19 protein-coding genes and 1 pseudogene are annotated in these 20,413 nt (G+C 66.9%); 7 read left to right on the top strand and 13 right to left on the bottom strand.

Annotated features, from left to right (window positions below):
* Window positions 1-21: 21 nt before the first annotated feature.
* From E9536_RS27205 to E9536_RS27180, 6 genes are all read right to left on the bottom strand, one after another.
* Entirely contained in the window at window positions 22-216 is a 195-nt protein-coding gene (locus tag E9536_RS27205) for a DUF1656 domain-containing protein (RefSeq protein WP_060172851.1), read from the bottom strand.
* Entirely contained in the window at window positions 206-2,308 is a 2,103-nt protein-coding gene (locus tag E9536_RS27200; RefSeq protein WP_060358622.1) for an FUSC family protein, read from the bottom strand. The genes E9536_RS27205 and E9536_RS27200 overlap by 11 nt, the downstream gene beginning before the upstream one ends.
* A 100-nt stretch (window positions 2,309-2,408) precedes the next feature.
* A complete protein-coding gene (locus E9536_RS27195) occupies window positions 2,409-3,332 on the bottom strand; it encodes a LysR family transcriptional regulator (RefSeq protein ID WP_136471278.1) in 924 nt (307 codons plus the stop codon).
* A gap of 199 nt (window positions 3,333-3,531) precedes the next feature.
* The gene (locus E9536_RS27190) at window positions 3,532-4,056 is read right to left on the bottom strand and encodes a flavin reductase family protein (protein WP_021164278.1); all 525 of its coding nucleotides are present in this window, start codon (window positions 4,054-4,056) and stop codon (window positions 3,532-3,534) included.
* A gap of 66 nt (window positions 4,057-4,122) precedes the next feature.
* Complete coding sequence (locus tag E9536_RS27185) at window positions 4,123-5,349, bottom strand: FAD-dependent monooxygenase (RefSeq protein WP_136471276.1); 1,227 nt, start codon at window positions 5,347-5,349, stop codon at window positions 4,123-4,125.
* Window positions 5,350-5,389: 40 nt separating this feature from the next.
* Window positions 5,390-6,436, bottom strand: a complete 1,047-nt coding sequence (locus E9536_RS27180) for an LLM class flavin-dependent oxidoreductase (RefSeq protein WP_247873512.1) — start codon at window positions 6,434-6,436, stop codon at window positions 5,390-5,392.
* A 285-nt stretch (window positions 6,437-6,721) separates the two neighbouring features.
* On the opposite strand from E9536_RS27180, the gene E9536_RS27175 reads away from it, so the two are divergent.
* The 4 genes from E9536_RS27175 to E9536_RS27160 all read left to right on the top strand — a co-directional run bounded on the left by E9536_RS27175 (window position 6,722) and on the right by E9536_RS27160 (window position 10,889).
* Window positions 6,722-7,522 carry a 2-amino-3,7-dideoxy-D-threo-hept-6-ulosonate synthase gene (locus tag E9536_RS27175; protein ID WP_136471272.1) on the top strand — a complete coding sequence of 267 codons (801 nt, stop codon included), beginning with the start codon at window positions 6,722-6,724 and terminating at the stop codon, window positions 7,520-7,522.
* Between the two features lie 52 nt (window positions 7,523-7,574).
* Window positions 7,575-8,639 carry a 3-dehydroquinate synthase II family protein gene (locus E9536_RS27170; RefSeq protein WP_059696729.1) on the top strand — a complete coding sequence of 355 codons (1,065 nt, stop codon included), beginning with the start codon at window positions 7,575-7,577 and terminating at the stop codon, window positions 8,637-8,639.
* A gap of 49 nt (window positions 8,640-8,688) precedes the next feature.
* Window positions 8,689-9,789: a 3-dehydroquinate synthase II family protein gene (locus tag E9536_RS27165; protein WP_021164176.1), complete on the top strand. Its 1,101-nt coding sequence runs from the start codon at window positions 8,689-8,691 to the stop codon at window positions 9,787-9,789.
* A gap of 77 nt (window positions 9,790-9,866) precedes the next feature.
* Window positions 9,867-10,889: a methyltransferase gene (locus E9536_RS27160; protein WP_136471270.1), complete on the top strand. Its 1,023-nt coding sequence runs from the start codon at window positions 9,867-9,869 to the stop codon at window positions 10,887-10,889.
* 33 nt (window positions 10,890-10,922) lie between these two features.
* Here E9536_RS27160 and E9536_RS27155 read toward each other — a convergent pair whose 3' ends face one another.
* A complete protein-coding gene (locus tag E9536_RS27155) occupies window positions 10,923-11,630 on the bottom strand; it encodes a FadR/GntR family transcriptional regulator (RefSeq protein ID WP_021164174.1) in 708 nt (235 codons plus the stop codon).
* Window positions 11,631-11,932: 302 nt separating this feature from the next.
* Here E9536_RS27155 and E9536_RS27150 point away from each other — a divergent pair, with 302 nt between their 5' ends.
* Together E9536_RS27150 and E9536_RS27145 are read left to right on the top strand one after the other, a co-directional pair.
* On the top strand, window positions 11,933-14,182 hold the full coding sequence (locus E9536_RS27150; RefSeq protein ID WP_247873511.1) for a TonB-dependent siderophore receptor: 2,250 nt from the start codon (window positions 11,933-11,935) through the stop codon (window positions 14,180-14,182).
* Complete coding sequence (locus E9536_RS27145; protein WP_348772178.1) at window positions 14,128-15,255, top strand: alpha/beta fold hydrolase; 1,128 nt, start codon at window positions 14,128-14,130, stop codon at window positions 15,253-15,255. The genes E9536_RS27150 and E9536_RS27145 overlap by 55 nt, the downstream gene beginning before the upstream one ends.
* Before the next feature lie 116 nt (window positions 15,256-15,371).
* Here the strand turns inward: E9536_RS27145 and E9536_RS27140 are convergent, their stop codons facing one another.
* The 5 genes from E9536_RS27140 to E9536_RS27120 all read right to left on the bottom strand — a co-directional run bounded on the left by E9536_RS27140 (window position 15,372) and on the right by E9536_RS27120 (window position 18,761).
* Window positions 15,372-15,785: a hypothetical protein gene (locus E9536_RS27140; protein WP_136471266.1), complete on the bottom strand. Its 414-nt coding sequence runs from the start codon at window positions 15,783-15,785 to the stop codon at window positions 15,372-15,374.
* Between the two features lie 95 nt (window positions 15,786-15,880).
* The gene (locus E9536_RS27135; RefSeq protein WP_136471264.1) at window positions 15,881-16,186 is read right to left on the bottom strand and encodes a hypothetical protein; all 306 of its coding nucleotides are present in this window, start codon (window positions 16,184-16,186) and stop codon (window positions 15,881-15,883) included.
* A gap of 980 nt (window positions 16,187-17,166) precedes the next feature.
* Window positions 17,167-17,673, bottom strand: a complete 507-nt coding sequence (locus tag E9536_RS27130; protein ID WP_136471262.1) for a hypothetical protein — start codon at window positions 17,671-17,673, stop codon at window positions 17,167-17,169.
* Window positions 17,674-17,851: 178 nt separating this feature from the next.
* Window positions 17,852-18,148: a hypothetical protein gene (locus E9536_RS27125; protein ID WP_136471260.1), complete on the bottom strand. Its 297-nt coding sequence runs from the start codon at window positions 18,146-18,148 to the stop codon at window positions 17,852-17,854.
* 115 nt (window positions 18,149-18,263) lie between these two features.
* Window positions 18,264-18,761, bottom strand: a complete 498-nt coding sequence (locus E9536_RS27120; RefSeq protein ID WP_136471258.1) for a hypothetical protein — start codon at window positions 18,759-18,761, stop codon at window positions 18,264-18,266.
* Window positions 18,762-18,834: 73 nt separating this feature from the next.
* On the opposite strand from E9536_RS27120, the gene E9536_RS27115 reads away from it, so the two are divergent.
* Window positions 18,835-19,731, top strand: coding sequence for an AraC family transcriptional regulator (locus E9536_RS27115; RefSeq protein WP_136471256.1), 897 nt, complete (start codon window positions 18,835-18,837; stop codon window positions 19,729-19,731).
* A 162-nt stretch (window positions 19,732-19,893) separates the two neighbouring features.
* On the opposite strand, the pseudogene E9536_RS27110 reads toward E9536_RS27115, so the two are convergent.
* Window positions 19,894-20,286, bottom strand: a pseudogene (locus tag E9536_RS27110) (SDR family oxidoreductase); the annotation flags it as partial.
* Between the last annotated feature and the right edge of the window lie 127 nt (window positions 20,287-20,413).

Raw genomic sequence — 20,413 nt, 5'->3', positions numbered from 1 at the left:
GCGATACGTTCCGACGGAAGGCTAGAAATAGAGGATCAGCGCGGCGACCAGCACGAGCGAAATCGCGAACTCGAACAGCGCCGGATGCCACACGCGGCGCAGCACGCCGAGCCGGGCGAGCAGCGCGCGCACGGCCAGGTAGAGCGGCACGGTCGCGCACGCATAGACGAAAAAGGGCGGCAGGTAGATGCCGGCCAGCGGGAATTCACTGAGCATCGCGGGCGCGCTCCGGAACGGCGGTGAAATAGGCGGCGTACGTGTGCAGCAGCACGTAGACGTCGGCGAACGCGGCCATCAGCCACTTCAGTTCGGCGTTGCCCGGCTGCGCGGCGGCGAGGCCGGCCAGCGCGTGCGCGGCGCGCCGTGCATGCCGGGCCGCGCGCGGCGGGGCGGCCGCGTGCCGCGCGAGGCCCGCGAGCCCCGCCCGCACGCATCGCCGCGCGGGGTCGGGCAGGCCGTCGCGCGCGGCGCCGCGGCGGATCCGCAGCAGCTCCTTGCCGACGTGCAGCGCTGCGAGCGCCTCGATGCTCGCCTGCGTCATCGCGGCGGGCTGGCCGGCGAGCAGCGCGCCGAGCTGCGCGATGCGGTGCTGCTGGCGCTGCTGCCAGCCCGCCGCCGTGACGCGCCGGCCGGCCACGAGCGCGAGCGTGTCGTCGCGGATCGTGCGGCGCAGCCGCGTGGCGTCGGTGGCCAGGTTGCCCGGCAGGATCAACCGGAACGTGAGCAGCGTGAGGAACGTGGCGAGCACCCACGCGACCGACTGGTTCAGGAACAGCGCGACGTCGGGGCGGAACGGATTGGTCGCGCCGGTCAGCGTGTTGAACGCGACGAGATAGGCGAGCCCCGCGAGCGCGGTCTTCGGCACGCTCGTCGCGTAGATGCCGGGCATCCAGAACAGCGCGAGCGCGACGACGAGCAGCGGAAAGCCTTCGATGCGCGGCAGGATGCCGAACGCGCACACGAACGCGGCCGGTACGGCGAGCACCGTGCCCTTGATGAACGCCTGCGCGCCGGCGGCCGGGTTGCCGGCGGTTGCGAGCAGCGCGCAGTACGGCGCGACGACGAGCAGCATCATGTCGCCCTGGTTCCAGCCGGTCGCGAGCCAGAATGCGCCCGAGATCACGATCGCGCACGCGGCGCGCACGCCGTTGCGCAGGGCCGCGCCCGTGTCGCGGTGAAAGCGCACCCGCGCGGGCCGGTAGCCGGGGCGCGGGCGCTGCAGTTCGACGAGCCCGTCGAGCGCCGCGCGGTAGTCGTCGATCTGCTCGATCAGCCGCTCGCCGGCGATCAGCAACGCCGCATCGTCGCGCGGATCGCCGAGCGCGATGCCGTCGAGCGCGTCGCGCAGGCGTTCGCGCGCGTCGCCGAGCAGCGCACGCGCGTGCGTCGCGCCGCCGGGGCCGTCGCCCAATGCGTCGGCGGCGGCCTGCCACGCGGCCGCGAGACGCGGCTGCAGCGATGCGACCGCGCGCGCGCCGGGGCTGTCGGCCGGCAGCGGCGGCATGCCGCCCGCGAGCGCGCCGAACAGCGACGCCATCCCGTGCCGCACGGCGGCCGCGCGTTGCGCGAGATCCTCCGATTCGGCCTTGCCGAGCGCGAGCAGATCGTCGATGCCGTAGATGCCGGCGAACAACGCGTGCCGCTTGTCGTCGGCCGGTGCCGCCGCGAGGCCGTTGCGCTGCGCGGCGATGACCCGCGCGACGTCGGCGGTGACGCGCGTCACCAGCGCGTCGAGTTTCGCGTGCACGTCGCGCGTGCCGAGCAGCATCGACACGAGGCTCAGGCACAGCACGCCGATCGCGACCGTCGAGCCGCGCCCGATCACGTGTTCGAAGGTCAGCTCGGGATGCTGCATCGCGCCGTAGGTCGCGAGGCCGATCGTGTAGCCGGCCACGACGGTGCCCGACGCGCGGAAGTGCCGCAGCAGCGTCATGCCCGCGACGCAGACGCCGAGCCAGAACGCGAAGCCGAGGATGAACAGCAGCGGCTGCTGCGCGAAGCAGCCCATCAGCACGAACGCGACGACCATCCCCGCGATCGTGCCGACCACGCGCCACACGCCCTTGCCGATCACCGCGCCCTGGACGGGATTGATCACGAGCAGCACCGTCGACGCGGCCGAATACGGCGTTTCCAGTTCGAGCAGGTACGCGACGCCGAGCGCGAGCGCGGCGGCGATGACCGAGCGCGCGACATACGCGCCGCGCGGCGTGAAGATGTCGATGCGCGCGATCAGCGCCGCGGCCGCGCGAGTCAGGCGGCGGGGCGGCGCCGCGACGGCGCGCGTCTGATCTGCTGCGTCATGCACTGCACTCGCTCCATGAGAAAGGACGAAGCCAGTCTACGGTCGCGCCATGCATGCCGAACAGTGACGTCTTTGCACTCGACGAGTGCGTGCAACGCATCCGTCATGCATGCGCCGCACGCAGCGCCGGCTGGCCGGTGCACAGCCCGCGCACGACACGCCGCAACCACTGGTGCGCGGGGTCGCTCTGGAAGCGCGGATGCCACGCCTGCGTGATCAGCACGGTTTCGAGCGGCACCGGCAGTTCGAACGTGCGCACGCCGAGCCCGGCCCGCACCGCGCCGCGCGCGAGATGCTCGGGCAGCGGCAGGATCAGGTCGGACGCCTGCAGCGCGAAGATCGCCGCATACGGCGTCGGCACGACGAGCAGCACGTGGCGCGCGAGCCCGCGCGCGGCGAGCGCGTTGTCGATCGGCCCCGCCGACTTGCCGCGCCGCGAGACGCCGATATGCGGCCAGCGCGCGAAGCGCTCGGGCGTGATGTCGTCGTCGAAGATCGGATGGTCGTGGCGCGCGAGGCCGACGAAGGTCGTCGTGAACAGCGGTTGCACGCGAATCTCCGGCCCCAGGCGGCGCGACGCGCTGATGAAGAGGTCGATGCGGCCGCTGCGCAATGCGTCGTCGTCGACGTCGTCTTCCTCGGGCATGAAGCGCAGCATCGCGCGCGGCATCCCGCGCGCCATCTCCTCGAGCAGCCGGCTGCTGTGCAGGCCGACGAAGACGTCGTTCGCACGCACGTTGAACTGCTTGTCGAGCGTGCCGAGATCGATTTCCGCGGACGGCGCGAGCAACTGCGCTGCGCGCTCCACGGTCTCGCGGACGACGCCGCGCAGTTCGAGCGCACGCGGCGTCGGCACCATCTTGCGGCCGGCCTGCACGAAGATCGGGTCGCCGACCGTTTCGCGGATGCGCGCGAGCGTGCGGCTCATCGCGGGCGGGCTGAGGTTCATGCGGCGTGCGGCGCCGACGACGCTGCCCTCTTCGAGCAGCGCATCGAGCGAAATCAGCAGGTTCAGGTCGGGTGCCATCGGCTTCTCCGTTTCATCGCGTGCATGCGGCGCAATGGTAGTGCGTGATGTGCGCGCGCAGCGTGACTGCAGCGCACGCAACGATTGCGTGCGGCATCACGCGTGACGCACGCATCGGTGGGGGCGCGTGTTGCCTCGAGCACACGGGCCTGGTGCGAACCCCGCGAATGAATGCTCGAAACAACGGCACGTGCGCCCGTTACCCGCCGCCGGCATCGGACGGCAGCGAGCGGACGGCGGCGAACGCGCCGTTCACGTACATCAGCGGGTTCACGTCGGCGGACATCGCGACGCGCGTGACCCGCCCGACCAGAATCGAATGCGAGCCGACCTCGACCTGTTCGAGCGTGTCGCAGAAGAACGACGTCTGCGCGTTCTCGAGATAGGGCAGGCCCGTCGCCGCGTCGGTACGCCATGCGTCGTGCGCGAAACGCGCGTCGGAGCCCGTCGTGCTGCACGCGAGCGCGAGCGGCACGTGGCAGCTTCGCAGCGCGTTTACGCAGAAGCGCCGGCGGCCGGTGATCGACGCGTGAATGCTCGCGCGCCGGTTGATGCACACCAGCACGGTCGGCGGATCGAGCGCGACCGACGTGAACGAGCTGGCAGTCAGCGCGCACGGTGCGGCGGCGGCGCCGTCGCCGCCGGTCGTCACGATCGTGACGGTGGCGGCCACGCCGCGCATCGCCTGTTTCAGTTGCTGCGCAATGTCCACGGTGTTCGTCATGATGCGGTCCTGTCGCGAGGAGCCCCGGTACCGCGCGGGTCGCGCCGCGCGGCATCGGGGCGGGCGTCAAAGCTGGTACGCGTCGGCCCAGGTCCAGTGATAGGACTTGAAGTCGGCGCGGCGCGACTTGAGCTCGGCGTCGCGCGCCTGCTGCTCGGGGCCGTCGGGCAGGTGGAATACGCCGCCGTTGCCGGCCGATGCAAGCTGGATCCGCGCGCTGCGGTCGATCCGCAGGCGCTGGTATTCGACCAGCGCGGCGCCGAGCGCCTCCTTCGACGCGAGCCCGGTCACGCACCGGCCGAGCACGACCGCGTCCTCGAGTGCCTGCGCGGCGCCTTGCGACTGGTACGGCAGCATCGGGTGGCATGCGTCGCCGAGCAGGCACACGCTGTCCCACACCCAGCGCGCGAGCGGCTGGCGGTCGTGCAGCGACCAGCGGCTCAGGTCCGACGCGCAGCGGATCAGCCCGACGAGGCGCGGATCCCAGCCGGCGAGCTCGGCCTCGAGCGTCGCGCGGTCGCCCTTGCTGCTCCACGATTCGCGCGTGCTGCCGTCGCCCGGCACGATCACGACGAGGTTCAGCAGCCGGCGGTCGCGCACCCAGTAATGGATCGCGTGCCGGCCGGGCCCGAGCCAGATCGTCACCTGCGGTTCCCGGACGATCTCGAACACGGGCGAGCGCGGGTCGATCGCATCGGCGTCGATCAGCGCGCGATACGCGTCGTCGCCGCTGTAGTGCGGCGCGTCGTCGCCGAGCAGCGCGTGGCGCAGCGTCGAATGAATGCCGTCGGCCGCGACGACGAGATCCGCGCGCCAGCGCGTGCCTGCCGCATCGACGAGCGTCGCGCCGTCCGGCCCGTATGCGTCGAGGCCGCGCACCGCGATGCCGCCGAGGACGGCGACCGGCGGGCCGGCCGTGTACGGGTCGCGCACGGCATCGAGCAGCGCGGCATGCAGGTCGGCGCGATGCGCGTTCCAGTACGGCGCGTTGAACTCGGCTTCGACATCGTCGCCGAGCGGGAAGGAACCGAGCAGGCTGCCGTCCTGCCAGCGGCGGCGGATCGTCGCGATCGGGGCGACGGCGGCCAGCCGCTGCCGGTCGAGCACGCCGAGCGCACGCAGCGCGCGCGTCGCGTTCGGCACGACCTGCAGCCCGGCGCCGACTTCCCGAAACGCCCGGCTCTGCTCGAGGACGGTGACCCGATGGCCGGCGCGCCGCAGCGCGAGCGCGGCGGCGAGGCCGCCGATGCCGGCGCCGACGACGATCGTGTCGAGTGACAGGGACGGTGTCATGGGCGAGCCCGTGGTGGATCCGGAAGAAATCGGCATGGCGTCATAGTCCCGGCAGCACGTCGCGGGCGAACACCTCCAGGTTGTTGCTCATCAGTTCGTACGGCTGCGCGCCGTAGTCGATGTGCCACAGGATCGCGTCGAGGCCGAGGTCGGCCTCGAGCGCGCGAATGCGCTGGCGCACGGTGTCGGGCGTGCCGAGCACGGCGGTTGCGTCGAGGTCGGCCGTGTCCATGCCGCCCATCTTGTTCTTCATCGCTTCGTTGTAGCCCTGGTAGGCCGGCGACTGCACCTGCTCCCACGACTTCGCCGCTTCCGCGAAATTGCGCCAGTGATGGCGCAGGCGCGGCTCCGCGAGTGCCAGTGCATGCGCGTCCGACGTGCCGATCATCAGCGGGATGCTGATCGCGACCTGCGGCTTGCGGCCGGTGTGGCCGTGATGGCGCTCGAACGTGTCGCGATAGAGCGCCACCATCTCCTGTGTCTTCGCGAGCGCGGCCTTGCGCGGCGGCGCGGCCATCAGCAGGTTGAAGCCGCGTTCGCCGATCCACTCGAAGCTGGACGGCGTGAGCAGCGCCGCGACCCACACCGGCGGGCGCGGCTGCTGCGTCGGGCGCGGCAGCGATTGCGCGTCGCGGTAGCGGAAGAACGGGGTGTTCTCGCTGGCCGATTCCTCGGCGAGGAGCCGCACCGTCGCGTCGATCGTCTGCTGGAAGCGCGTCTTGCTCGAGTCGAGATCGATGCCGAACGCATCGAATTCGTACGGCAGGAAGGCGCGCGCGAAGCCCAGCTCGAGCCGCCCGTTCGAGATCGCATCGAGCTGCGCGGCTTCGGCCGCGAGCTGGATCGGATGATGGAACGACGCCTGGATGCCGCCCGTCATCAGGCGGATCGACTTCGTCTGCGCGGCCACGGCCGCGAGGAACATCAGCGGCGACGGGCTGTAGCCGCCGTACGGCTTCAGGTAGTGCTCGGTCATCTTCACGTACGTGTAGCCGAGCCGCTCGGACAGCGCGCTGAGCTTCAGCGCCTGGGCGTAATAGTCGGCCGCCGGGCGGTCGGCCGGGCCGGTATCGGGCAGGAAGGACACGCCGAACTTCATAGACACCTCACAGGTTGATGTGCTGCCGTTGTCTGCAAAGGGGAAGCGATGCCGCGACGAATGCGTCCCCCGGTCGGGAAACTGGATCGCTCGCAAGGCACTTGCAAGGATGATCCAATCATAGGATGATTGGGTCTATGCAAGTCTTACACGTCGCAAGATTTGCTGCAAGCGTTGCTCGGTTGTCGCTCCAGTTCCGCCCGCAAGCGGGCACCCCGGGGGCAGGCTGAAGTCGAACGGGCCGGCCTTTCCATTTCTGGCGAGGAATCACGGATGAACGCTCTTCTATCGGTTTCTGGCAAGGCGCTCAGGATGCGGCGGGTGGTGCGTGCCGCGTCGGGCAAGTGTCTGATGGTGCCGCTCGATCATTCGCTCGCGGACGGGCCGATCGCCCATCCGCAGCAGTTGCGGCAACTGGTTGGCGACATCGCCGCGCACGGCGGCGACGCGATCGTCGTGCATCGGGGCCGCGCGCGCTTCCTGGCACCCGACGTGCTGAGCGATCTCGCGCTCGTCGTGCACCTGAACGGTTGCACGCGCTACGCGGAGGACGCGAACGCGAAGACGCTGTTCGCGAGCGTCGAGGACGCGCTGGCGAGCGGCGCGGACGCGGTCAGCGTGCACGTGAATCTCGGCTCGAAAACGGAATCCCAGCAGCTGCTCGACCTGAGCCGCATCGCGACCGAATGCGCGCGCTGGTCGCTGCCGCTGCTCGCGATGATCTATCCGCGCGGCCCCGGCCTCGGCGATCGCCCGCAGGCCGAACTGATCGCCCATGCGGCGAACGTCGCGGCGGATCTCGGCGCCGACATCGTCAAGCTGCCGTACAGCGGCGACGCCGCGAGCATGGCCGACATCATTGCCGGTTCGTCGCTGCCGGTGCTGGTCGCGGGCGGCGCGAAGCTGCCCGAAGACGAGTTCGTCGCGCTCACGTCGCGGGTGATGAACGCGGGCGCGCTCGGCATCGCGGCCGGCCGCAACGTGTTCGCCGCGCCGAAGGCCGCCCCGCTGATCCGCCGCCTGTCGGACGCGGTGCACGGCGTCGAGCGCCGCGCCGCGCACCTGGCCGCCTGATCCGCTGCGCCGGGCCGTCGTACCCGGTCTTTTTCGACCATCGAGGGTTTCCATGCATCGCTATCCGTGGATCGACCTGCGCGCGCTCGGCGCGCAGGCAGGCGCCGTCGCGGCCGACGCGGCGAGGGCCGGCGCGCGCCGCGTCGTGGTGGGCGAGGCCGGTCGCGATACGTGCGCGGCCGGCGCGGCGGCGCTATTGACCGTTTCGACGGCGGGCGTCGCGACGCTGGTCGACGATGCGCATGCGCCGCTTGCGGGCGTTCGCGTGAGGATCGACGGCGCGGCCGATTTCGATGCCGCGCGCGCCGCGATCGCGCGGCACGCGCTCGTCCTGCTCGACTACGCGCTCGCGACCACGATGCCGCTCGAGCGCCTGCTCGAGGGTGTCCGCGACGCCGCGTGCCGCATCGTCGTGTCGCTCGCCGATCCGCACGGCGCGGCCTATCTCGCGCGCAAGCATGCGCAGTCGCCGGTCGACATCGCGTTCGCACCGCGCGATGCGGCGGCGTTGCGCGGCGTGCTGGCCGCGTGCGGAGAGCTGCGCTCGCGCGAGCCGCTGAAGCTGAAGGCATTCGAGGTGCAGCGCGTCGAGCCGCTCGGCGTCGGGCTGCATGCGGTGATTGACGGCTGCTCGCAGCTCGACGGCGAAGAGTGCGTGCTGGCCGGCGCGAGCGCGACCAGCATGCTGCTCGTCGTCGCGGCCGGCGCCGCGCACCCGCCCGGCCGGCCGCTCGTGTTCGGCATCGACGCCGGCTCGGCCGAATCGTTCGTGTTCTGCGGCGGCGACCGCGCGCGCCAGCTTTCGCTGCTGCGTTCGGGCGAGCGGATCCTGACGGTCGGCGCGGCGGGCGACACGCGCGCGATCGTGGTCGGCCGCGTGCGGATCGAATCCGCGCCGCTCGTCGCGTTGCACACGCGCAGCGCATCCGGCACGAGCACGCGTGTCGTGCTGCGCGGCGACCGCGCGGTGCGGTTCCGGACCGACGGCGGCACGGCCGTCGGGCTCGCCGATGTCGCGCCCGGCGTCCGGCTGGCCGGCTACGAGCCGGGCGCCGGCTGGGTGGATTGCCGGATGCGGGCCGCCGCGTCGCGTTCGGCCGTTGCCGTCAGTCGCTAGTTTCACCCTGTCATTCAACCTGCTTTATCCCCTTCGAAGGAGATTGGCCTTGAAGAAGCTTTCCTGGATTGACCTGCGCAACATCGGCGAGCTCGCGGACGAGATCACCGAGGAAGCGCTGCATGTCGGCGTGTCCGCATTCGTCGTGAAGGATGCGGAGCAGGCCGGGCGGCTGCCGCCGAGCGCGTGCAAGGTCGCGGTCGTCGATCGGCAGCCGGCCGATGCCGCGCTGCTCGAGCAGGTGCAGATCGTCCTCGTGAAGGACGGACTGCCGGTCGATTTCGCGGTGCCGGACGGCGTCGAGCTCGGCGTGTTCATCGAAGTGACGGGCGAGGCGACGCTCACGCGCGCGTGCGAGCTGTCGGTGTCCACGCCGTGGCTGCTCGTCGAATTCCTGCAGGACCCGAGCAAGATCCCGCTCGAGATCCTGCTGGCGGCCGCCGATCGCGCGGCGGGCGAGCTGATCACCGTCGTCGCCGACCTGGAGGATGCCGAAGTGACGCTGAACGTGCTGCAGCGCGGTCCCGAAGGCGTGCTGCTCACGCCGACGCAGGTCGGGCAGGCCACGCAGCTCGTGTCGATCTGCAGCGACACGGTCGAGGATCTGCAGCTCGAGGAAATCGAGATCGTCGGGCTCACGCACCTGGGGCCGGGCGAGCGCGTATGCGTCGACACCTGCTCCCGCTTCGAGCAGGACGAGGGCATCCTCGTGGGCTCGTATTCGACCGGCATGATCCTGATCAGCAGCGAGACGCACCCGCTGCCGTACATGCCGACGCGCCCGTTCCGCGTGAACGCGGCCGCGCTCCATTCGTATGTCGTCGCGCCGGACAACCGCACCCGCTACCTCGCCGAGCTCGAATCGGGCGCGGAGATCCTCGCCGTCAACGTGCAGGGCAAGGCGCGCCGCGTCGTGGTCGGGCGCGCGAAGGTCGAGACGCGGCCGCTGCTGCTGATCGAGGCGAAGAATGCCGCGAATCGCGCGATCAACATCATTGCGCAGGACGACTGGCACGTGCGCGTGCTCGGGCCGAAAGGCAGCGTGCACAACATCACGGAGCTCAAGCGCGGCGACCGCATCCTCGGCTATACGCTCGATGCGCAGCGCCATGTCGGCTACCCGATCCGGGAATTCCTGCACGAGCAGTGATCCGCCTGCTTCGTTGACGATGCGATCGCCCGGTGCATCGTGCGCCGGCGCGGTCGAACCCTGTTCAGGAGTGCTTTATGGAAAATGCGGCAAAACAGGTGCTGGATACGCTGTTCGGGCGGTGGCGCAGCCGGATCCTGTATGCGGGCACGCGGCTCGGCGTGTTCGATGCGGTTACCACGGATGCACCGGTTTCGTCGGCCGCGCTCGCGGCGACGCTCGACGTCGACGAACCGCTGCTGTACCGGCTGCTGCGTGCGCTCGCCGCGCTCGGGCTGCTCGACGAGGACACGCGGCGCGGCTTCCGGGCCACCGCGTCGGGGGCGCTGCTGCACGCGGACGCCGCGAGTACGTTGCGCGATTTCGTGCTGCTGCAGGAAGGCCCCGAGCACTACGCGATCTGGGCGCACCTGCCCGACATGGTGCGCGAGGGGCAGCAGAACGGCTTCGTCCGCGAGTTCGGCGCGATGGCGTTCGACTATGCGAAGGATCACGAACGCTACCGAAGCGATTTCAAGCGCGCGATGTCGAGCTTCTCGACCGTGCAGTCGGAACAGGTCGTCGATGCGTTGCGCGACGTTACGTTCGCGCCGGGCACGCATGCGTGCGACATCGGCGGCGGCCAGGGGCACATGCTGTGCAGCCTGCTGCGGCGGTTCGGCGCGCTGACCGGTGTCGTGTTCGACCTGCCGGAGGTGATTGACGGCGACGCGGACGACTGGGCGCAGCGGATGGGCGTGAGCGCGCGCTGCAGCAAGGCGGGCGGCAACATGTTCGACGCGGTGCCGGCCGCCGACGTCTACCTGCTGAAGCTGATCCTGCACGACTGGAACGACGACGAATGCGTGGCGGTCCTCAGGCGGGCACGCGAAAGCGCCCGCGACGGCGCGCGCGTGTTCGTGATCGAGCGGGTCGTGCCGGCGCCGGGCGTCGCGCATTTCTCGAAGCTCTACGACATCCACATGATGTGCTGGGGCAGCGGCCGCGAGCGCACGCGGGACGAATACGACGCGCTGCTCGCCGCCGCCGGCTGGCGGCCCGCGGGGCTCCGCTCCGCGCCGGACGGGCAGATCGACGTGATCGAGGCCGTCGCCGCGTAGCGCGCACCGGGCATACCGGGCGTACGGTGCCCGTCAGGCGGCGGGCGCCTCGCGCGTCTCGAGCCAGGTCATCTGCGGCTTGAGGATCGCGAGCGTCGCGCGCACCGCCTTGTTCTCGTCGCGCTGTTCGATCGCGTCGAGCACCGCCTGGTGCGCCCGCATGTCCGGCTCGGGGATCTCGGCCTCGTCGAGTTCGACGAGGATGTCTTCCACGTTCGCGAGGATCGAGCCCGAGAAATAGCGATACAGCGCTTCGAGCGCGTGATTGTGCGAGGCGGCGGCCACGGCGATGTGAAACGCGCGGTCGCGCTCGACGAACTTCTTCACGTCGCGCGACGCTTCGCGCTCGCCGCGCGCCTTCAGCAGCTTGCGCAGCGTCACGAGATCCTCGTCGGTGCGCCGGCGCGCCGCGTAGCGCGCGCATTCCGTTTCGAGCATGCATTGCAGTTCGAGATGGTCGCTGCGCGCGGCACGATCGACGTTGCGCATCGTTTCGGCCGGATCGACGTTGCGGCGCACATAGGTGCCGTCGCCCTGGCGCACTTCGAGCACGCCGGAATACGCGAGCGTACGGACCGCCTCGCGCACCGTGTTGCGCCCGACTTCGAGCTGCTTCGCGAGATCGAGCTCGGTCGGAATGCGCTGGCCGACGCGCCAGATGCCGGAAGTGATGTTGGACTTGAGGATCTCGATCGCAGAATCGACGAGGGAGTGTCGGGTGGCCGGGGGCAGGCTTGACATTAAGTGTGTCGCTTGAAACTTGAGGGTGTCGCTATCCTATCATCCGATCATTCATTTGGTCGTTCAGGATAACGACATTCAAACGTGACATTTTGTTAACGTCAGACGAATAAACCTGCGGCCGATCGATGCATGCCGCACATTCGTCGATTGCGTCCACCGGCATTTACCCGCGCCGCGTCGGCGTAAATGATTCGCATTCGCTGTTCAGTCGAGGTCGCCGTTGCAAGAGCGGCCCGTCTCCGTACCCAAGGGCGCGACGTATCTGCCGACGCCCGTCTCCGCTTTCCGGATAACCCGACATGAATCGATCACACATCGGCCGCGATGCGCGGCCTGGATTTCCGTTGCCGTGCGCGGCGTTGCGGCGCGTGCCGGGCTGGGCGGCCGTACTGGCCTGCGCGGCTACGATGCCGATCGCCGCTTCGGCTGCCGCGCAAGATGCGCCGGACGCGGGCGAGCCCGCGGATGCGCCGCTGCTCGCGCCGATCGTCGTCGACGGGCGGCGCGAGACGGGCGTCGGCCCCGTGAACGGCATCGCGGCCGACGTGTCGCGCGCGGGCACCAAGACCGACACGGCGATCGTCGAGGTGCCGCAGGGCCTGTCGGTCGTCACGCGCGAACAGATGGACCGGCAGGACGTGCACAGCGTCGGCGACAGCCTGCGCTACACGCCGGGCACGTACGCGGATTCGCGCCCCGGCGGCGTGCTCGAGAGCGTGTTCCTGCGCGGCTTCGGTGGCTTCGCGGCGGCGGCGATCAATCCGCAGATGCTCGACGGCCTGCCGCTGCCGAAAGGCGTGAACTGGGCCGCGAGCGTCGTCGATCCGTGGACGCTCGAACGCATCGACGTGTTGCGCGGCCCGGCGTCGGTGCTGTACGGGCAGGCGAGCCCCGGCGGCATCGTCGACATGGTCAGCAAGCGGCCGACGCGCGACGCGCAGCACCTGCTCGCCGTGCAGACCGGCAACCGCGATCGCGGGCAGCTTGCGTTCGATTTCAGCGGGCCCGTGACGCAGGACGGCACGTGGCGCTACCGGATCGACGGCCTCGCGCGCCGCGCGGACGAGCAGATCGATTACTCGCGGCAGCAGCGGATCGTCGTCGCGCCGTCGCTGACGTGGCAGCCGAACGCCAATACGAGTTTCACGCTGCTGGGTTCGTTCCAGCGCGATCCGCACAACAACTTCGCGGGCTGGCTGCCGGCCCTCGGCACGCTGTGGCCGGACGCGGGCCGGCGGATGCCGACGCGCTTCTATCCGGGGCTGCCCGGCTTCGACACGTACGACCGCACGCAGGCGATGATCGGCTACGCGTTCGAGCATCGTTTCGACTCGACGTGGAAAGTCCGGCAGAACGTGCGCTATACGCATCTCGACGTCGACTTCGCGGGCGCGGCCGTCAATTTCGTCGCGCCCTACCTGGCGCCGGGCGTGCTGAACCGTTCGCTGTCGTGGTCGCGCGAGCACGTGAACCATCTCGCGCTCGACAACCAGGCCGAGATGCGCGTGATGACGGGGCCGGTCGAGCATACGGTGCTGGCCGGGCTGTCGTACGAGCATGCGGTGGCGAACCTCGTCGGATCGGGGTTCGGCGCGGCGCCGCCGCTCGATACGCGTGCGCCCGATTACGGGCAGCCGTTCACGGCGCCGCCGGTCGGGCAGCAGACGCGCCAGACACCCGACCGGATCGGCGTCTACCTGCAGGACCAGGTGCGCTGGGATCGCTGGGTCTTCACGCTCGGCGGGCGCGAGGAATGGTCGCGCACGACGACCGACGACCTGCTGCGCTCCGCGAGCGTGCGGCAGAGCACGCGTGCGTTCACCGGGCGCGCCGGTGCCGTTTATCTGTTCGACAGCGGCTTCGCGCCGTACCTGAGCTATTCGACGTCGTTCGAGCCGGCGCTCGGCACGCGCTTCGACGGCCAGCCGTTCACGCCGACGAAGGCGAAGCAGTTCGAGTTCGGGCTGCGCTACCAGTCGCCGGACCGGTTGCAAAACGTGTCGATCGCCGCGTTCGACATTCGCCAGCGCAATGTGCTGACCGCCGATCCCGAGCATCCGTTCTTCAACGTGCAGACGGGCGAGGTGCGCTCGCGCGGGATCGAGCTGGAAGGGCGGTCGCGCGTCTGGAAGCAACTGGACGTGATCGCCGCGTACACGTATCTCGACACGACGGTGCAGGCCGATACGGACGCGGCCGTCGTTGGCAAGCGCGTGGCGGCGGTGCCGCGCCATCTGGCGTCGCTGTGGCTCGACTACGCGGTCGACCGGCCGGGGCTGCGCGGGCTGAGGGTGGGCGGCGGCATGCGCTACGTCGGGCGCAGCGCGGGCGACAACGTCAATACGTTCGACGTGCCGGCCGTCGTGCTCTTCGATCTCGGGCTGTCGTACGACCTGGGTGTCGAGCGGCCGGCGTGGAAGGGGTGGCGCGTCGCGGCGCACGTGAACAACCTGTTCGACCGGACTTATGTGTCGTCGTGCTTTTCGGCGGGAGGATGCTTCTACGGCACGCGGCTGACGGTGACGGGGGATGTCAGTTACCGGTGGTGATGGCGGGTGACGATCAGGATGCCGGTGCCGGGTGTGCGGCCGGTGCGGGCTGTAAGCATGCGGCCGGCCCGGTTGCGGCGCCGCACGGATACACTGTCGCCTTCGCGGTACGCGCCACAGCCTCGCCCGTCATCCCTGGATTCGTGGAGAGATTGCCCATGAGCATCGTCGTTCGCCGAAACTCGATCGCCATCCCCCTGTGCCGGGCGCTGATTCCGGGCGTGTTGATCGCTTCCGTCGCCGGCTGCGCGGCGACGGCGGTCGAAGACACCGCCATTGCCCCCGATCTGCATGAAACCGTCGTCAAGGTGCCGGTCGACGAAGGAGGGCGCACACGCGACATCGTCGCCACGACCTACATGCCGGACGGCCCCGGGCCCTTTCCGCTGATCGTGCTGAGCCACGGCAGCCCGCCCGATCCGCGCGCACGGCCGAAGGTGGGACGCTACCGCGCGTTGCCGCAGATCCGGACGTTCGTGCAGCACGGTTTCGCGGTCATCGTGCCGATCCGTCGCGGGTACGGTGCGACGGGCGGTGTCGACGAAGAGGATGCGGGGTCGTGCCGGCATCCCGATTACCTCGCTGCCGGCCAGCAGGCCGCGCGCGATGTGCTCGCGGCCGTGCGGTATGCGCAGACGTTGCCGCAGGTGGATCGAAGCCGCATCGTGCTGGTCGGGCAATCGGCGGGCGGCTTCGCGTCGCTGGCGGCGGCAAGCTACGCGCCGCAGGGCGTGGTCGCGGTGGTGAACTTCTCGGGCGGGCGCGGCGGGAATCCCGCGACGCATCCCGGCATGCCGTGCGATCCGCGGCAGATGGCCGACACGATCGGGCATTTCGCGAGCACGACGCGCGTGCCGGTGCTCTGGCATTACGTGCAAAACGACAAGTATTTCGCGCCGGAAGTCGTGGCGACGTGGTTTGCCGCGTTTCAGGCGGCGGGCGGGCACGGGCAGATGATCGTCGAGCCGCCGTTCGGCAAGAACGGCCACGGGATGTTTGCGGTCAAGGAGGCGATCCCGATCTGGTTGCCGCATTTCGAGGCGTTTGTCGGGCCGCTTGTTGCGGTGAAGTAGGTGGGGTGGGGGGGGCGGTTTGGGCCGGGGGGGATGGCCGTTGGCGACCCATTGCAGCCACTCGATCTGCTCAATAGCGGTCATTCACCGTCCCGACCGGCATGCGCAATTCCCGCTTAATTCTCAATGAGCGATTCGCTGACGAAGACGTTATAAGGCGTGATTTCCAGATTCAGACTTTCAGGGATGGGTATGCCGTTTCCGCAATAGTCGATTTCGACATCGGCTAGATGACCTGACTCGTCGGCAAAGAGCAGAATCTCAATCGACCCCCAACCTTCCGGTTCCCTCCGATCCCGGAAATCCGCTTCAAACACCATGCGATAAGGCTGTCCACTCGAAGCGACGGCTATGGGAGGAACTTTATCGGGCGTGGCCAGCGACAGGCCAAAACTGTTGCATCCACATTTACAGATTCTGAGTATCTCTGCATTCGCGAACTGCGCCGCAAGCGCGTCTCGATTTGGAAACGGGCAGTGCTCAAGGATAAACGAAACCCAATAGGCTGCCTGGTTCAGATCGTTTGGCATATTACGTCCTAGCATCGAGGCTTCCGGCTTCAACGCGTCAATTGTCAGCGATTCAAGCCGCTCTGTCGAACGTCTCAATGTGGCCGAACTGCGCCTTATCCCGAAGCTCCGGGTGCGTGCTGACACCACAGTCGTTCGAAATACGTTGACTCAATGCTGCGCGCGTCGAACTGAGCATCCGAATTTATCTCGTCTAACGGCGGAACAGGTCGTTTCCCAAGCTGAGTTCCCATCGCTGACTTGTGGCCGTCCACATATCCGACCCGGCCATCGCGAAAAAACTCCAGCTTGCGAACTTCATAGCGCTCGTTGTCAAGCTGCGAGACCAGTCTAATTGGCTCGGACTCGAAATCGTGTACCCACTCAACATCGATAAATATTGGCTGCAATGCCTCGGCCATCTTCCGTTCCCCTCTTGCGCCTGCCCTAGCTAGTTTCCACACCGTCATTGTCGACGATTCGTACGGTGGAGTCGAAGGACCGCTCCTGGCCGGCAGCAGCCGATCGTGATCTCCGGCGACTGGCCGAACGGCGAACTTCGACCGATCCCGTGCAGGCCGCTGGTAAACTCGGGCAGCCAAAGCAACTTTTCCCGGTCACATGAGCACCCAACCCACCGCAGCACCTGCACCCGTCACCCCAATGATGCAGCAGTACCTGCCGCTTATCTGACAAGGCCCGGCACACAAAGCTACGCTGAAACCTACTCCGGCACTTTTCTGGACGGGCCGTTACCGACCTACAAGGGACGGTTGTATTTCTCGAAAGCAGTCGTTCGGTGAGCATGCATCATCCTTGATGCGACTCAAAAGCCTTGCCGAGCTGCTGTTCAAGCGTCGAGTTAGATTGAGTCGGAAGTAAATGAGCAGGTCGTTCGCAGCCACGTGTCGAGGAGCACTGAAGATACCGGCAAGTTTTGCAAGGCGTCCGAGGACGGCCCTTCAGTAAAGCGGATCAACGCCTGCGCGGCTGGTCGTTCAAAGCATGCCCGGACCTGCGGCTTCAGGGGTAACAGTGGGCTATCGACGGAGCCTAATCCCTGACGGCGAGTGGCTGCTTGAAGCACCGGATCAAAATTCAGACCCACAAAAACAGCGGTTGACGTGTCTGCAATTGCTCCTGAAGCGATTACCGTCAGAGCAATCAGTACGCATGCCTTTCGCATTGGAGCCTTCTAGTTGTCGTATGACTAGATCCTTCAACTTTTCCTTTCGTCGACGGCGCATCTCCATAGATTGTCGACGATTTAGCCATACGCGTCGACGGTCTGTTCATGGCCGCCAACCGACGGATGCGGCCGACGGTTGCCGACCCGTTGCGGTCAGTGGTATCGACCGATAGCCGTCGTTCATTCGCCTCTAAACATCTGTGCAGTCACCATTTAGCTGCTTGTAATGCGTACCCCTTCGCTTCTTAAGCGCTGCAGAAACTGATTCCGTGCCACAGATGCGCTAGCCCAAAGATCGACAAGATCCCCCTCCCAAAGAAGAAATGTGGCTCTTAGCGGTATGTAGATGTATGCGCTCATGCCGCAACGAAGCACTGTGGCGCAACACCCAAGCGCGTCATCTGCTTCGCTGGCCTCGAAGAGTTGGCCAAAGCCGTCCCACGGGTTTAGCTTGCCGGAGCATGTCGATTCCATTTCCTCCAATAGTGAGTTCTCAAGCTCTCCATGCCTCGACCAATCCGTGACCTGGAGCAAACAGGTTCTCGGCGGCTCAAGATAGCTGCGAACGCCGTCGACAATCACGGAAGCTGCCCCATCGTTTTCCGGCACTGCGAATTGCAAATACGATGTGTGGCCTAGCCCGGCCTTCCCGTACGGCGCTTCAATACATTCTTCGTATTTCAGCCACGTCGAACAATCGGAAGGGGACAGCGATTTCATGTCGGTACCCGAGCATGTTGCGCAAGTAGGAGGTAGATCCAATTGTCGACCAATTAAGTGATCGCGTCTAACGTCTGAAATTGGTCGGCTGCTGCCTTCCGCAGTTGCTTGCCGTAGGCCAGCGCAGTTACCCGAAATCGACCCGAAGCGGCCACGCATAGATCTCCAAAGCGGTCGTTTAGCATGCGCTCGCCTGAAAAATACCACTGTCGACGTGGCGAAGTACGCCAATCCCAACTCCGTTAGCACCGAGCGGTTGACTGGACCGAACACCGGGCTGGACCGTCGCAATCTTGTTGCCGGCGCCCGCGTTGCGCTGGCCGGCGGTCGCATCGAGGGTCACGTTCGCGGCCTCTACCGGATGCGAAATGAGCACGAGGTGACTTGTCTTGACCTCGACTGTCTTCGCGAGCGTGCGGCTCGCCACGAAGCGCACGGGATCCGAATGGGTGGCGCGATCTTCTTTCGATACCATGAGCCAGCTTCGATCACTCCACCGACGTCAGATCAACATCAAGCCGATATCATTCGGATTACATATCTATTATCGTATTCACACGGCAACGGAAGCGTCTCTTCTTGCCCGTTCTCTAGATTTTCATCGAACGGGTACCCTGCGGTTTCCTGCGAAGATAAAGCGCTTGAGCGATCAGCCCCAGAACGAGCGCGACGAGGAGCGCGGCTTGGGCACCGAGAAGCAGTGGCGACCTCGGATCGCTGACCAGCGGATGTCCGTCGGGCACACGCTTCAGCGTTTCGGTAACCGTGGGAACCATCAGCCCGAATGCGGTCAACGTCAGACAGAAGGTTTCCAGGTAGATACCGGCTCGACCGGGCAGCGGCAGATACGCAACGCCATATCCAGACAGTAACAGCACGACGGCTCCGACTCCGATGACGTAGCTGATACCTTGATGCGCTATGACGAACACGGTCAGGGAACCAATCAACATGGTAACGAAGTACACCCTCCCGGCAACTGAGCGCGGAACGATCCTGCCGTAACGCGCGAACATGTACACGGCCATGGGGATCGCAGGTAGACTGCCGAGAGTGTGTATCCAGCCGAGCGGCGAAATTCCAAACATGGTTTCAATCCTTGCCTTGCGTGATTTCGTTGGTGGTCGACGCTTACTTTAGGCTCACGAAACCCGAATTGACATGACTGAACCTGGGAAAAACTTGACCATTTTTCCGGATCGGGCGCTTGCTGGTCTGGCTAACGGTGATCTCCTGTCTCAGGTTCTTGCGCATATGCGCATGACAGGCGACCGCATCTTTTCGTCGATGCTGCTGCCATTCGCACAGTTGGACATGTCTGCGCGGGCGGCGCACGCGTACGCAGTCATGGAAGGCGTGGTGAAAATTTCCGGCGATGACGCAGACGCTTCCGAGATTCGGTCCGGCGAACTGCTCTTGTTGCCGCGCGGACCTGGCAGCCTGCGCATTTCCGCCCTGGACCAACCGGCGAACGTCGTCGTCTGCCACTTCTGGTTTGATCCGGCGAGCCAGCCGGATCTGCTTCTGACGTTACCCGTCATGATCCACCTTCGCCAGGCGGAGACATGCGACTGGCTGCCGAACATCATGCAGTTTCTCCTGCACGAGGCGGACAATGACGAGGCGGGATCCGCCTTGATGGTCTCCCGCATGATTGATCTCGTGGTGGTGCGTGCGTTGCGTGCCTGGGTTCATCATGGTCATGCATCGAACTGGTTGGGCGGATTGGCGGATAAGCGTATTGCCCGCGCTTTGAAGGCAATCCACGAGCAGTCGCCACGTGGTTTGACGATCGATGGTCTCGCTGCCGTCGCGGGCATGTCCCGCTCCAACTTTTGCGAACGTTTCAATGCGCTCGTTGGCAAGTCGCCGTTGCGTTACCGCAATGAATGGCGCTTGAGCGTCGCTCGCGACATGCTGGCGAAAGGTGACGCGCGCGTGGGCGAGGTTGGACGGTCGGTTGGTTACGAGTCGGAAGCCGCTTTCAGTCGTGCCTACAAGGCCTACTTCGGCCACGCCCCTCGAGAAGCGAAGCCATCCATCACGCCCGCTGAATGACGGCGCTGCCCGCGACGCCATGAACGAGACTGCCGCGAGAATGCTAGACAGCCGCCCCGTGCCTGATTGTCGCGGACGCCACAAACGGAGCGTTTCAGCCAACCGCATCGGGACATTGAGCGAGGCAACTGTCGAAAGCCCGGCTCAATGTCGGCCGGGGTTTTAAAAGGCGCTTTTTATAACGCCCCCGTCGGCTCGCAACGCGGCTCCCGTTGTGGCCGCCGAAAGCGGACTGGCGATATAGGCCACGAGCGACGCAACCTCCTGCGGCGAACCAAATCGCTTGATGAGCGATGTGGGGCGGACTTTCTCGAAGAACTCCTGTTCGAACGCTTCAAACGATTTGCCCTCGGCGCTTGCAAGCGCCTCCACAAACTCGCCCACGCCACGCGATTTCGTCGGCCCCGGCAGCACGCTATTGACTGTAATTCCAGTGCCGGCAACGGCTTCGGCGAGCCCGCGCGACACGGCAATCTGCGCGGCTTTCGTCATCCCGTAGTGGATCATTTCGGCAGGAATCTGCACGCCGCTTTCGCTCGAAATGAAAATGATGCGGGTGGATTCAACCGGTCATCGCAACACCTTCTGGTCTAATGTCGCCCCAGGAGGTAAGGTAGGTGAGCAAGAAGAAGCGGTGTGGGCTATCCGCCGAACAAAAAGCGTTGTTGTGGCAAAGATGGAA

Source organism: Burkholderia sp. LS-044, from assembly GCF_004803625.1.
GTDB lineage: Bacteria > Pseudomonadota > Gammaproteobacteria > Burkholderiales > Burkholderiaceae > Burkholderia > Burkholderia cepacia.
The sequence above is the reverse complement of the archived record's forward strand: the minus strand, read 5'-3'. Positions and strand labels throughout refer to the sequence as shown.